At 52.1% G+C, this 13,714-nt stretch carries 15 protein-coding genes; 3 read left to right on the top strand and 12 right to left on the bottom strand.

Going from position 1 to position 13,714, the window contains the following annotated elements; genetic code table 11:
* Positions 1–57 precede the first annotated feature (57 nt).
* The 9 genes from WN16_RS00215 to WN16_RS00175 all read right to left on the bottom strand — a co-directional run bounded on the left by WN16_RS00215 (position 58) and on the right by WN16_RS00175 (position 5,787).
* The gene (locus tag WN16_RS00215; protein ID WP_003024847.1) at positions 58–450 is read right to left on the bottom strand and encodes a DoxX family protein; all 393 of its coding nucleotides are present in this window, start codon (positions 448–450) and stop codon (positions 58–60) included.
* Positions 451–623: 173 nt separating this feature from the next.
* Positions 624–923, bottom strand: coding sequence for a YqjK-like family protein (locus tag WN16_RS00210; RefSeq protein ID WP_044700955.1), 300 nt, complete (start codon positions 921–923; stop codon positions 624–626).
* Positions 923–1,318, bottom strand: a complete 396-nt coding sequence (locus WN16_RS00205; protein ID WP_003024834.1) for a phage holin family protein — start codon at positions 1,316–1,318, stop codon at positions 923–925. The genes WN16_RS00210 and WN16_RS00205 overlap by 1 nt, the downstream gene beginning before the upstream one ends.
* Before the next feature lie 2 nt (positions 1,319–1,320).
* Positions 1,321–1,626 (bottom strand): YqjD family protein, encoded by a 306-nt coding sequence (locus WN16_RS00200; RefSeq protein ID WP_003024832.1) that lies wholly within the window; start codon positions 1,624–1,626, stop codon positions 1,321–1,323.
* A 33-nt stretch (positions 1,627–1,659) separates the two neighbouring features.
* Positions 1,660–2,028: a DUF1090 domain-containing protein gene (locus tag WN16_RS00195; RefSeq protein WP_003024825.1), complete on the bottom strand. Its 369-nt coding sequence runs from the start codon at positions 2,026–2,028 to the stop codon at positions 1,660–1,662.
* A 148-nt stretch (positions 2,029–2,176) separates the two neighbouring features.
* On the bottom strand, positions 2,177–2,545 hold the full coding sequence (mzrA, locus tag WN16_RS00190; protein ID WP_162838710.1) for an EnvZ/OmpR regulon moderator MzrA: 369 nt from the start codon (positions 2,543–2,545) through the stop codon (positions 2,177–2,179).
* An 18-nt stretch (positions 2,546–2,563) separates the two neighbouring features.
* Positions 2,564–3,226, bottom strand: a complete 663-nt coding sequence (gene yqjA / locus WN16_RS00185) for a DedA family general envelope maintenance protein YqjA (protein ID WP_003024820.1) — start codon at positions 3,224–3,226, stop codon at positions 2,564–2,566.
* Positions 3,227–3,574: 348 nt separating this feature from the next.
* The gene (gene exuR, locus WN16_RS00180; protein WP_003024817.1) at positions 3,575–4,351 is read right to left on the bottom strand and encodes a transcriptional regulator ExuR; all 777 of its coding nucleotides are present in this window, start codon (positions 4,349–4,351) and stop codon (positions 3,575–3,577) included.
* Between the two features lie 134 nt (positions 4,352–4,485).
* The gene (locus tag WN16_RS00175) at positions 4,486–5,787 is read right to left on the bottom strand and encodes an MFS transporter (protein ID WP_016151023.1); all 1,302 of its coding nucleotides are present in this window, start codon (positions 5,785–5,787) and stop codon (positions 4,486–4,488) included.
* Between the two features lie 472 nt (positions 5,788–6,259).
* Here WN16_RS00175 and uxaC point away from each other — a divergent pair, with 472 nt between their 5' ends.
* The 3 genes from uxaC (at position 6,260) to WN16_RS00160 (ending at position 9,937) form a co-directional block, all read left to right on the top strand.
* Positions 6,260–7,672, top strand: a complete 1,413-nt coding sequence (gene uxaC, locus WN16_RS00170) for a glucuronate isomerase (RefSeq protein ID WP_088169069.1) — start codon at positions 6,260–6,262, stop codon at positions 7,670–7,672.
* A gap of 15 nt (positions 7,673–7,687) precedes the next feature.
* Complete coding sequence (locus WN16_RS00165; protein ID WP_044700951.1) at positions 7,688–9,175, top strand: altronate dehydratase family protein; 1,488 nt, start codon at positions 7,688–7,690, stop codon at positions 9,173–9,175.
* 207 nt (positions 9,176–9,382) lie between these two features.
* Positions 9,383–9,937, top strand: coding sequence for a YgjV family protein (locus tag WN16_RS00160; protein WP_003846204.1), 555 nt, complete (start codon positions 9,383–9,385; stop codon positions 9,935–9,937).
* Positions 9,938–9,953: 16 nt separating this feature from the next.
* On the opposite strand, the gene sstT is transcribed toward WN16_RS00160, so the two are convergent.
* The 3 genes from sstT to WN16_RS00145 all read right to left on the bottom strand — a co-directional run bounded on the left by sstT (position 9,954) and on the right by WN16_RS00145 (position 13,680).
* Positions 9,954–11,198 carry a serine/threonine transporter SstT gene (gene sstT / locus WN16_RS00155; RefSeq protein WP_003841490.1) on the bottom strand — a complete coding sequence of 415 codons (1,245 nt, stop codon included), beginning with the start codon at positions 11,196–11,198 and terminating at the stop codon, positions 9,954–9,956.
* A 243-nt stretch (positions 11,199–11,441) separates the two neighbouring features.
* Positions 11,442–12,410, bottom strand: a complete 969-nt coding sequence (locus WN16_RS00150) for a TerC family protein (protein ID WP_044700964.1) — start codon at positions 12,408–12,410, stop codon at positions 11,442–11,444.
* Positions 12,411–12,681: 271 nt separating this feature from the next.
* The gene (locus tag WN16_RS00145) at positions 12,682–13,680 is read right to left on the bottom strand and encodes a Gfo/Idh/MocA family oxidoreductase (protein WP_044700947.1); all 999 of its coding nucleotides are present in this window, start codon (positions 13,678–13,680) and stop codon (positions 12,682–12,684) included.
* Positions 13,681–13,714 lie beyond the last annotated feature (34 nt).

Raw genomic sequence — 13,714 nt, 5'->3', positions numbered from 1 at the left:
AGATAGCAAAAGCGAGGAGATATCTCCTCGCTTTTTGATGTGTTCAGTATAGTTTGCTTACCACTTTTTATTCAGTACGCGGTCAATACTGAATGCGCCCGGACCGGTGATAGCCAGCAGCAGGAAGCCGCCTGCGATGGTCAGGTTTTTCATAAACATCAGAGAGTTCACACCTTCCGCAAAGTTACTGTGGAAGAGGAACGCCGTCAGCAGCGTGAAGCCTGCGGTGAACAGCGCGGTAGTACGGGTCAGGAAACCGAACAGAATTGCCAGACCGCCGCCAAACTCAAGCAGAATCACCAGCGGCAGCATAAATCCAGGGACGCCCATGGCTTCCATGTACTGTTGGGTACCTGCATATCCGGTGATTTTTCCCCAACCTGCGGTAATAAACAGGATTGGCATCAGAATGCGCGCTACCAGTACACCAACATCTTCTAATTTCTTCATCATACTCTCCAGGAAACCACTCAGGCGGCTTATTGTGTTTTTTTGTGCAACGACGCTGCTGAGCGCGTCGTTGCTGTCGATGAAGAGAATAATAAACGTGGCTAATGAGAATTGTTAGCAAGGAAAACTGTCAGTATTTTTCAAAAATTTTGAGGTTGGGGGTAGGGAAGGGATTAGCCGCGCAGTTGCTGCTGTCTGATGGTTGATTTCACCAGACGCCAGATGCTCCAGACGCTAAAGCCGCGTTTGGCCCAGCGGACCAGCAGATTTGGGTTACGGATGGTGCGAACCGCCATAATACTGCTCCCGACTATCACCCAGCCGCGCAGGTTCAACAGCGTCTTCCAGCCACGATCGTAGACCTCGGTGGCTTCCAGCCAGTCGCGGCGAGTAGCAGACAGATCCAGCCGTTGCTGCTGGATCTGTCCAAGCAGTTGCGCCTTACGTTGTTGACGTTCGACTTTACTGCTCATTATGCGTCATCCTCCAGAGCCCGCCTGTCGTTCGCGAGTTCATTGCGCGTATGGCGTAGCAGCGTTGTTTTACGCGCTTTACGCAGCGTCCATATCCCGCCAATCAGCGCTAACAGCAACAGCACTACGGTGGTGGCAATCATGGCATTCAGGCGGTATTGAGGGTCAATGGCCCAGATGATAAGTACCATCAGGCTCATCAGGCCAAACGCCGCGAACAGCATAGTCAGCCCAAGCATCAGCAGGATCTGGATGAGGTTGGCTTTTTCCTCTTCCAGCTCAACGACGGCCAGCCGCAGCCGCGTCTCTACGATCTCAACGAGAATCGTCAGGATCCGCTGTCCAATACCCAGTACGCCTTTGCCTGGACCTTGTGCGTGTTGAGAATCAGCCATTGTTAACGGCGCGACAGCAGTACACCAAGCACCACACCGACTGCAGCGCCAATGCCGACGCCTGTCCATGGGTTTTCGCGCACGTAGTTATCGGCTTTAGCCGCGGCCTCACGGGTCTGTTTGGCAATCACATCGCTGGTTTCACTCAGACGATGGCGGCTCTCGCGCAGCGCATGTTCGGCTTTGCTGCGAATTTTACTCATCTCTTCCTTCGACTTATCGCCAGAAGAGCTAAGTACTTCTTCAAGCGTATCCGCAAGAGATTTCAGCTCAGCGCGCAGGTTTTCCGTAGCATTATCTTTCGACATAGTTTTCTCCAGTTGAGTGGCTAGTTACCGTACTTAGTAATCGCGGGTTTCGAGTTCTTTTAGCTCTTTCTGAGCTTCAGCAAGCTTGTGTTCGCGCTTTGCGACCTTATCCGCATCGCCTTTTTGCTTAGCTTCGGCTAAGTCACGTTGACGCTCGGCAATCTCATTTTTCTGCTCGGCGATTTTTTTCTGATGGTTGGCGCGCAGTTTGCTGTCAGTACAGTTTGCCCTGACTTCGCTCAGCGCTTTGTTCAGCCCATTGATGCGGCTCTGATTATTGTGTTTTTCGGCATAGCTAATCTCCCGCTGAATGTCTTGTTCTTTTTCCTGACAGAGGGTGTTGGCGTAGCTGCCGGCACTTAGAGCGAAAAGGCTAATTGCCAAAGCGATGCGGTATTTCATTCTTGAACCTTCCATTGTGATTCGACCTCGTCGTTTAGGGTCGATGCTCCAGAATAATAAAACGTTGGGTCATAAGCCCAGTTTATTAATCATAGGCGCTAAACGGTGAAATCACCAAAGTGAGTGATCTAATTCAGATTCCTGGAAATTAACCAAAGCGGTGTGGAGTATCACGTAAGCGGGATAACCACTGCACCGCCTGGTTATCATCATCCTGCTGAGCGATAACGAAACCGTGCGGTAACGTTCGATCAAGTACGACCTTTGCGGCTGCGCTCTGCGCGCTGGAATCAAAGGTAATCAGCAGTGCGTCATTTTGCGGAGTGATGCTTTTAAAACGAATGCCGTTGGCATCCAGGTGATGCCAGATAGAGAAGCCATCAGGCATGCTGGCTCCCTGGTTTACGGCACGAATGGCAAGCGTTGATTCCTGCTGGCGAATGACAGACCAGGTCAGGAGCAACGCGCCAATGAACAACATAAAAGTGGTGGACCAGGCAAGTCGTCGGAGCGTTATGCATGATTTCAGCATAATTTACCCTCGGTTCCCGTATTTCTTCTTCCAAAGAACAACCAGTGAACCTGCCAGACCAAACACCAGTAACACCACAGGAAGCAGCATCAGACAAGACATTAGCTGATCTTCATATTTGAGAAACACCGGCGTTTTGCCCAGCAGATAACCAAGCGTTGTGAGAATCAAAACCCAAAGCAGTCCACTCATCCAGTTGAAGAACTGAAAGCGCGCATTGTTCAGGCCGGACAATCCTGCGATGGTCGGCAGTAATGTTCTGACAAACGCGATGAAGCGACCGACCAGCAGCGCAGACAAGCCATGCTTATGGAACAGATGATGCGCGCGCTGATGGTAATGCGCGGGCAGATGAGATAGCCAGTTTTGTACTGTGCGGGTATTCCCCAGCCATCGCCCCTGGATATAGCTAAGCCAGCAACCCAGGCTGGCTGCGGTAGTGAGCAGCAGTACCGTTTGCGGGAAACCCATCGCGCCTTTGGCGATAAGTACGCCGACCAGCACCAGTAGACTGTCGCCAGGTAAAAAGGCCGCTGGCAGCAGTCCGTTTTCCAGAAACAAAATGGTAAATAGTACGAAATAGAGCATGCCAATCATGGAAGGATTGGCCAGCGTTTCAAAATCCTGAGCCCATAAAGCATTCAGTAATTGAGTCAGTAGTTCCATTCAATATTCCTGGAGAATCGGTTGTCGTCATGCCGGTTTTCTGGAGTTTGTAACGCCGCAATTTTATTGGTGTTTTTTACATGGATCGCGGTCTGACACAAATTCACGGCCTGAACTATTCCCTGTAAAGTTGTGAAGTAAGCAAGCTCTCAAACACAAAAATTCAAATAGCATCTAATTGTAACAAAGGTCAACGTTGTCCGTTATAGAAATTACGGTTGTTGAACTGTGATTTTGCTTATCGCAATGGAGGGAGGCGAGAGGATTTACACAGGCTGACACTTTATACCTAATGCTTACCAAGCAGGAGAAACAGGCGCTTTGTCGCGCCTGCATCGAAAAGATTGCTTATTTAGCGCTGTTAACCGCCGTATCGAGATGAACGACCGGATTTTCTGCAAAAAGATAACGATCGGCATTGAACTCAAAATCATCGCTGGTCTCGTTGAACAACATGATTTTGGTATTCTCCAGGTGCTGCCACATCGCCAGTTTTGCCGCGTTCGGATCTTTACGGATCAGTGCTTTGAGAATTTGATCATGGTCATCACACCAGTTATCGACGGTACGTGCGTCGATATGCTCGTGCAGTTTTTTCCAGTACGGGTTGTGGCTACGCTGGGTCCACATTTTTTCTACGATGGCGGCCAGCGCAGAGTTCTGCGTGGCTAGCGCGACCTGAATATGAAACTGCAGATCCCATTCGGAATCGCGGAAGCATTTTTCATTCCGCGCATGCTCTTGAATGTCCATCAGTTTCATGATGTCTTGCTTGGTAACCTGCGTAGCAGCAAATTCAGCGATATTGCTTTCAATCAACTGACGAGCCTGAAGTAGCTCGAAAGGACCATAATTGGCGAATTCAAGCGATTCGTCGGTGGCCTGCTGGTGACGGGCCTGGTTCGAAATGACATGAATGCCAGAACCTTTGCGCACTTCTACATAGCCCTCAACTTCGAGCATGATAATCGCTTCACGAACCACGGTACGGCTGACATTTTTTTCATCGGCGATAAAGCGCTCAGCGGGGAGTTTTTCACCCACCAGATAGACGCCCTGCTCAATGCGTTCTTTCAGATCAGCGGCAAGTTGTTGGTACAAACGTCGTGGTTCAGTGATTTCCATATGCGCTCCAGGCATGATACGGCAGACTCTATTTGTTATACCACTTTTACGATTACGGCTCCACTCGCGACGTCAAAAAAGCCGCCAGATAACTGGCGGCTTAGCATGACAAAACCTTGTTTAATCTTGTCCGGTTAACTTTGCGCAGCGGGATCGCCAGTTTGCGACGTTGACTCTACCTCGCTGGCCGATTTGTTCTGCAATACCGTCCAGATGACTAACGCGCCGAGCAGGTCGAATACCGCCAGTACGGCAAACAGTGGGCTAAAGCCGATGGTGTCAGCCAGTGCACCGACCACCAGCGCAAACAGCGTACTTGCAAGCCAGGCGGACATACCGGTCAGACCGTTCGCCGTTGCCACTTCATTACGACCAAACACGTCAGAAGAGAGTGTAATCAGCGCACCGGACAGCGCCTGGTGAGCAAAGCCACCGACGCACAGCAGGGCGATAGCAATGTATGGGCTGGTGAACAGACCAATCATCCCTGGGCCAATCATCAGCAATGCACCCATGGTGACGACCATTTTACGTGAAACGATCAGGTTAACGCCGAACCAGCGCTGGAACAGCGGCGGTAAGTAACCCCCAACGATACAGCCCAGGTCAGCAAACAGCATCGGCATCCAGGCAAACATCGCAATTTCTTTCAGGTTAAAGCCGTAGACTTTAAACATGAACAGCGGGATCCAGGCGTTGAAGGTCCCCCAGGCCGGCTCTGCCAGGAAACGAGGCAGCGCGATGCCCCAGAACTGGCGGTTACGCAAGATCTGACCGAGCGACATTTTTTTCGAGGTCGCGTTTTTATGCTGTGATTCCTGACCATTCAGAATGTAATCACGTTCTTCATCAGACAGTTTTTTCTGGTCGCGCGGGTGTTTGTAGAACACAAGCCAGCACATCGCCCAGATGAAGCTCAGCGCACCGGAAATAATGAATGCCATTTGCCAGCTGTGCATGACGATGGCCCAGACCACCAGCGGTGGAGCAATCATCGCGCCGATAGAAGAGCCGACGTTAAAGTAACCTACGGCAATTGAACGCTCTTTTGCCGGGAACCATTCAGAACTGGCTTTCAGACCCGCAGGGATCATTGCGGCTTCAGCGGCACCTACCGCACCACGCGCCAGTGCCAGTCCACCCCAACTGCCAGCCAGTGCGGTCGCGCCACAGAAGACGGCCCACAGAACGGCGAACATCGCGTAACCCACTTTTGTGCCGAGCACATCGAGCACGTAGCCGGCAACGGGTTGCATTACGGTGTAAGCAGCAGAATACGCTGCGATGATATAGGAATACTGTTGAGTGGAGATGTGTAACTCTTCCATCAGAGTTGGCGCAGCTGCCGCCACAGTGTTACGTGTCAGGTAACCCAGCACGGTGCCAAGTGTCACCAGTGCAATCATGTACCAACGTAACCCTTTAATTTTACGCATGTAAAACCTCATCGTTTTGTTATGTCCGCGAACGAGCGGTCATCTTCCAGTTCAGGGCGGAGGATGTTCTTTTACGAGGGGGGACCGAAAAAAAAGCCGGTACTCCCCGAACTTTGCCATGTCAATAATTGTGCTAATTCGGTTTCCGTACCGGTCAATCCGATGGATATCCATCGGTAATTTGCATTCCGTCGGCTTATGTATCGCGACGGCCAAAAGATAACTTGTCATACAGCTTTAAAAGGTGAGTGCCATCACAAAAGTGTGAATCTTCGTGTGGTCATTATTTCGATTCAGCAAAGCCAGAACTGGCGCGGCTTGACGCGTGATTTACCTCTTTGAGAGTAATTTTTTTGTCACCATTTGTTGATCTAACTCACGAAAATATCTTCAGCGTATAGAAATTGGTGTGATAACTTTGTCAACATCAAAACATAAGCAATCTGACGCACTCGTTGAGAGGAAGACGATAATGACCCCGTTTATGACTGAAGATTTCCTGCTGGACACCGAATTTGCCCGCCGTCTGTACCATGATTACGCCAAAGACCAGCCGATTTTCGATTACCACTGCCATTTACCACCGCAACAAATCGCTGAAAACTACCGTTTTAATAACCTGTATGACATCTGGCTGAAGGGTGATCACTACAAATGGCGTGCGATGCGTACCAATGGCGTCGCTGAGCGCTTGTGTACCGGCGATGCGTCCGATCGCGAGAAGTTTGACGCATGGGCCGCCACGGTTCCGCACACTATCGGTAACCCGCTGTACCACTGGACCCACCTCGAATTACGTCGTCCGTTTGGTATTACAGGTAAGCTGCTGTCTCCGGCAACTGCTGACGAAATCTGGAACCAGTGCAACGAGCTGCTGGCGCAGGATAAATTCTCTGCGCGCGGAATCATGCAGCAGATGAATGTGAAAATGGTCGGCACTACCGATGATCCGATCGACTCTCTGGAGCACCATGCGGCCGTTGCTAAAGACGGAAGCTTTGATGTGAAAGTGCTGCCGAGCTGGCGTCCGGATAAAGCCTTTAACATTGAGCTGGCGACCTTTAATGACTACATGGCGAAGCTCGGTGAAGTGTCTGACACGGATATCCGCCGCTTCAGCGACCTGCAAGCTGCACTGACCAAACGTCTTGATCACTTCGCAGCGCACGGCTGTAAAGTCTCTGACCACGCGCTGGACGTGGTGCTGTTTGCCGAATCTAACGAATCTGAACTGGATAGCATTCTGGCGCGTCGCCTGGCGGGTGAAACCCTGAGTGAACATGAAGTGGCGCAGTTCAAAACCGCCGTTCTGGTGTTCCTCGGCGCTGAATACGCCCGTCGCGAATGGGTACAGCAATACCACATCGGCGCGCTGCGTAATAACAACCAGCGTCAGTTCAAACTGCTCGGCGCGGACGTCGGCTTCGACTCCATCAATGATCGTCCGATGGTGGAAGAACTGTCCAAACTGCTGAGCAAGCAGAACGAGCAAAACCTGCTGCCGAAAACCATTCTGTACTGTCTGAACCCGCGTGATAACGAAGTGCTGGGCACTATGATCGGTAACTTCCAGGGCGAAGGTATGCCGGGCAAAATGCAGTTCGGTTCCGGCTGGTGGTTCAACGATCAGAAAGACGGGATGGAACGTCAGATGACGCAGCTGGCCCAGCTCGGCCTGCTGAGCCGTTTCGTCGGCATGCTGACCGATAGCCGTAGCTTCCTGTCATACACCCGTCACGAATACTTCCGTCGTATTCTTTGCCAGATGATTGGCCGTTGGGTTGCTGCAGGTGAAGCACCGGCAGATATCCAGCTGCTGGGTGAAATGGTCAGAAATATTTGCTTCAACAATGCGCGCGATTATTTCGCCATTGAACTGAACTAAGGCCTGGGTGAAGGTATGCAATACATCAAGATCCATGCGCTGGATAACGTCGCGGTTGCGCTTGCTGATTTGGCTGAAGGAAACGAAGTCACCGTTGATGGGCAGGCGGTAATCCTGCGCCAGGCGGTCTCTCGTGGCCATAAATTCGCCTTATGCGATATTGCGAAAGGCGAAAACGTCATTAAATACGGTTTGCCAATTGGCCATACGCTGGTGGATGTTGCGGCGGGTGAGCATATTCATGCTCACAACACGCGTACCAATCTGAGCGACCTGGATACGTATCGCTACCAACCTGATTTTCAGGCGGAAGTTGCACAACCGGCGGATCGCGATGTGCAGATTTATCGCCGCGCGAACGGTGACGTTGGGGTGCGTAACGAACTGTGGATCCTGCCAACGGTAGGCTGCGTTAACGCCATGGCGCGCCAGATGCAGAACCGTTTTCTGAAAGAGACTAACGACGCCGAAGGAATCGACGGCGTGCATCTCTTCAGCCACACCTACGGCTGTTCACAGCTCGGCGACGACCACATTAATACTCGCACCATGCTGCAAAACATGGTGCGTCACCCGAATGCGGGTGCGGTGCTGGTGGTTGGCCTGGGCTGTGAAAACAATCAGGTGGATGCCTTCCGCGAAACCTTAGGCGAGTACGATCCTGAGCGCGTTCACTTCATGGTCTGCCAACATCAGGAAGACGAAGTGGAAGCGGGGATTGAACATCTTCACCAGCTGTACAACGTGATGCGTAACGATAAGCGTGAACCGGGTAAGCTGGGCGAGCTGAAGTTTGGTCTGGAATGCGGCGGCTCTGACGGCCTCTCCGGTATTACCGCCAACCCGATGCTGGGCCGTTTCTCCGACTACGTGATTGCTAACGGCGGAACTACCGTGCTGACCGAAGTACCGGAAATGTTCGGCGCCGAGCAGCTGCTGATGGACCACTGCCGCGATGAAGAAACGTTCGGCAAGCTGGTCACCATGGTTAATGACTTCAAGCAGTACTTCATTGCCCACGACCAACCGATCTACGAGAACCCATCGCCGGGCAACAAAGCGGGCGGTATCACCACGCTGGAAGATAAATCGCTGGGCTGTACGCAAAAAGCAGGCTCCAGTCAGGTGGTGGACGTACTGCGCTACGGCGAACGTCTGAAGACGCATGGCCTGAACCTGCTGAGCGCACCGGGCAACGATGCCGTCGCCACCAGTACCCTGGCGGGCGCGGGCTGTCATATGGTGCTGTTCAGTACAGGTCGCGGTACGCCGTACGGTGGTTTTGTACCGACGGTGAAAATTGCCACCAACAGCGAGCTGGCAGCGAAGAAAAAGCACTGGATCGATTTTGACGCTGGACAGTTGATCCACGGTAAAGCGATGCCTCAACTGCTGAGCGAGTTTGTCGATACGATCGTTGAGTTCGCCAACGGTAAGCAAACCTGCAACGAGCGCAACGATTTCCGGGAACTGGCTATCTTTAAAAGCGGCGTAACGTTGTAATTACCCTTCATCTTTTGCACCACAGCTGTGTTGGCTGCGTTCGCCCACCCCGGTCACTTACTCATGTAAGCTCTCGGGGATGTGCGAACTTGCCACCTTGCTGTAGCACAAAATCTTTTGGGTAAGTTTGTTTATGGTGGAATCTAAAAACGGCGTTTCATAATATGGAGCGCCGTTTGTTTTTGCATTACCTGACAAGGATCATTCATGACCGCGTATTGGCTGGCCCAGGGCGTAGGTGTCATCGCCTTTCTGATCGGCATTACCACCTTTTTCAATCGCGATGAGCGCCGCTTCCGGCTGCAACTTGCTGTCTATAGCGCCACCATTGGCGTGCATTTTTTTCTGATGGGCGCCTGGCCCGCGGGAATGAGCGCAGAACTAAACACCATCCGCACACTTGTCTCAATGCATACCCGCAAACTGTGGGTGATGGCCGTTTTTATTATCCTCACCCTGGTTCTCGGTCTGGCGAAATTACAGCATGCGATGGAGCTGTTACCGATAATTGGCACGCTGGCCAGCACCTGGGCGCTGTTTCGCTGCCAAGGGTTAACCGTGCGTTGCGTAATGTGGTGCGCAACCGCCTGTTGGGTTATCCATAATTTCTGGCTGGGATCGATTGGCGGGACGATGATCGAAGGGAGTTTTCTGGTGATGAATGGCCTGAACATTATTCGCTTCCGGCGGATGCAAAAACGCGGAATTGATCCGTTCAAAATTGAAAAAAGCGTACAAGAAAAGGGCCCCTCCGCCCAATGACGGAGGGGCGCAGGGATTAGCCGCGCAGAGCGTTATTTGCCAGACGCTCGTCTTCAGCCTGGCAGGCGGCCGCGGTAAACAAGACATCTGTAGAAGAGTTCAGCGCCGTTTCACAGGAATCCTGCAATACGCCGATGATAAAGCCGACGGCAACTACCTGCATGGCGATATCATTCGGGATACCGAACATATTACACGCCAGTGGGATCAGCAGCAGAGATCCACCCGCCACGCCAGATGCGCCACAGGCGCAAAGCGAAGCCACCACGCTCAGTAACAGCGCCGTCGGTAAATCGACCGGAATACCCAGCGTATTCACCGCCGCCAGCGTCAGCACGGTAATGGTGATCGCCGCACCCGCCATATTGATGGTGGCGCCCAGCGGGATAGATACCGAGTAGGTATCACGATCCAGATTCAGCTTCTCACATAGCGCCATATTCACCGGAATGTTGGCGGCGGAGCTGCGGGTAAAGAAAGCGTACACGCCGCTTTCGCGCAGACAGGCCAGCACCAGCGGATACGGGTTACGGCGAATTTTCCAGAAGACCAGCAGTGGGTTGACCACAAACGCCACCAGCAGCATACAGCCTACCAGTACGGTCAGCAGTTGGGCGTAGCCCCAAAGCGTTGCAAAACCGGTGGTTGCCAGCGTGGATGAGACCAGACCAAAGATACCGATTGGCGCGAAACGAATCACAAGCTTTACCATAAAGGTGACGGCGTTGGACATATCATTGACCAGATTTTTGGTCGTTTCATTACCGTGGCGCAGTGCAAAACCCAGACCGACGGCCCAGACCAGAATACCAATATAGTTAGCGTTAAGCAGGGCATCAACTGGGTTAGAAACCATGCTCATCAGCAGGCTACGCATTACTTCAACGATGCCGGACGGCGGCACGATATCGCCAGCGCTGCTGGAAAGGTGCAGTGTCGACGGGAAGGCGAAGCTGAAGACAACGGCGGCTAATGCCGCTGAAAATGTTCCGAGCAGGTAAAGGAACAGAATGGGGCGGATATTGGTTTTTTGCCCGTGTTGGTGGTTGGCGATAGAGGCCATGACCAGCATCAGAACCAGAATTGGCGCGACGGCTTTTAATGCGCCGACGAACAGCGTACCCAGTAAACCAACGGCTTCTGCCGCAGGTTTTGACACCAGTGCGAGTAAAATCCCCAGTACCAGGCCAATCAAAATTTGTTTAACCAGGCTCCCTTGCGCCAAACGCGAGAGTAGCCCCGATGAACGTTGCGTAGTCATGTCGTGATCCTTTCATTGTGTTGTTACTCATCCATCGTGCGCTCTTACGACGCATCTTTCTGGATGTAACAAAGTGTTTGCGTGGTTGAGTATAAGGAAAGATAAAGCTTCGGGAAGAGAAATATCCTGGATTCCCCGCTGAGATCATATTTTATAACTTTGAATTAACATTGTTTTGACATGATAAACAAAAAGCCCGACGCACGCAGTGTGCTGCCGGGCTTTTCAGCTAGCAGATGAAACTTACTGTATTTGCTGCTTTTTATCGTGCTGGTAGTTGACCCATGCGTTAACAATCAGCGTCACAAACAGAATGCCAAATACCACGCCTAACGAGATAGCGATCGGGATATGGTAGAAATCGACGATCAGCATCTTAATACCGATAAACACCAGAATGACCGACAAGCCGTACTTCAGCATGGAGAAACGCTCTGCCACGCCCGCCAGCAGGAAGTACATCGCACGCAGCCCCAAAATAGCAAACAGGTTCGAGGTCAACACGATGAACGGGTCGGTGGTAACCGCAAAGATAGCCGGAATACTGTCGACGGCGAAAATCACGTCGCTCAGCTCAACCAGAATCAACACCAACATCAGCGGCGTGACAAACAGCAGACCGTTTTTACGCACGAAGAATTTTTCATCTTCGATGGTATCGGTCATGCGTAAATGGCCGCGCAGCCAGCGTACTAACGGTCTGTCGCCGATACCGGAGGCATCTTCTTTCGCCAGAGCCATCTTCACGCCGGTAAACAGCAGGAACGCGCCGAACACGTACAGCAACCACTCAAACTGGGTGATAAGCCAGCTGCCGGCGAAGATCATGATCGTACGCAGAACAATTGCTCCCAGCACGCCATACACCAATACCCGGCGCTGCAACGCAGGCGGCACTGAGAAGTAGCTGAAGAGCATCAACCAGACAAAGACGTTATCTACTGCCAGCGATTTTTCGATCAGATAGCCGGTCAGGAACGCCAGTGCCTGTGGGTCGGCAACGGCGCGGCCCTGGGTTTCCGCCAGGTACCACCAGAAGGCGGCGTTAAACAGTAGCGACAGCGTTACCCAGACGATTGACCAGGCCGCAGCCTGTTTCATCGACATCGTATGTGCGCCACGACGACCCTGCAACAGCAGGTCGATGGCCAGCATAATTACCACTACGACAGCGAAGCCACCCCATAACAACGGTGTGCCGACAGTATTCATTGTATTTCCCCATGCATAAAAAAAACGGCCAACGCCGAATGACGTTAGCCGCTGCTTTTTATGCATAGACCTTGCCATTCGGCAAGGTCTCACTTACAACAACAAAGGAATACGATGGCGTATTCCTTTGTTATCGCCCGGTGACCGGATGTGGTTTTTCACACATCGTAATGACGATCAACCGACAACGAAGTTACTCCCCTTTGCGGGTTACAAAATATTACAGGCCATGCATTCAGTCAATGGCCTGCAACATTCCATTTACACACTTTTACGCAGTCAGCGAGGTTACCGTTTCGTCTGCCGGGAAAACCACGCCGGTCTGGCGGCGAATCTCCGTTTGCAGTCTAGCGGTGATACGGCTGACGGCCAGTGCCGGGTGATCCACTTCGCCGGATTCAACCAAATGGGCAAAAGCCTCTGCCTCATACAGCATAGTATTGATGTGTTGAGGCGTCGTCAGATCCTGCGTTTTCCCCCCGCGTGGAACGAAGCACACCTTTTGGCATTCGGAAATATGCTCGATGACCAGCGATCCCGACTCACCCTGAATTTCACTGGCTAATACCGAGTCGCTTACTTTTGAGTGCTGGAGCGTAACGCTGAAATCACCGTAATTCAGCACCACCACACCGTGGGCATCCACGCCGCTTTCCAGCAGGCTGGCGCTGGCCTGAACGCTCTGTGGTTCGCCCCACAGCGCAACCGCCGAGGCCAGGCAGTAAAAACCGATATCCATAATCGAGCCATTGGAGAACGCCGGATTAAACGTGTTCGGATTCTCACCATCCAGATAGCGCTGGTAACGCGAGGAGTACTGGCAGTAATTGATAAATGCCTTCCTGATTTTTCCAACTTTTGGGAGCGATTGCTGTAACAGCAGGAAGTTAGGCAGGCTGGCGGTTTTAAACGCTTCAAACAGCACGACCTGGTTTTCACGCGCGCAGGCGATAGCGGCTTCGGCTTGCGCCAGGTTGGAGGCCAGTGGCTTTTCGCAAATAACATGCTTTTTGTGCCGCAAAAACAGCTCGGTCTGCGGGAAGTGCAGGGAGTTTGGACTGGCGATGTAGACGGCGTCGATCGCCTCGCTTTGCGCCATCGCTTCCAGCGAAGTAAACAGATGCTCGACGGGGTAATCGTTGGCGAAGGTCTGTGCCTGCTCAAGGCTACGAGAATAGACCGCGGTTAACTTATACTTGCCGGTTTCATGGGCGGCATCGACAAACTGGCGGGTGATCCAGTTTGTGCCAATTACTGCGAAACGTATCATAAAGGCCTTCAGGCTGCGAAAAGGGATTCTTTCG

Origin of the sequence: Citrobacter sp. ABFQG (assembly GCF_004322975.1) — a bacterium.
Taxonomy (GTDB): Bacteria; Pseudomonadota; Gammaproteobacteria; order Enterobacterales; family Enterobacteriaceae; genus Citrobacter; species Citrobacter freundii.
This window is presented reverse-complemented; position numbering and strand designations above follow the sequence as displayed.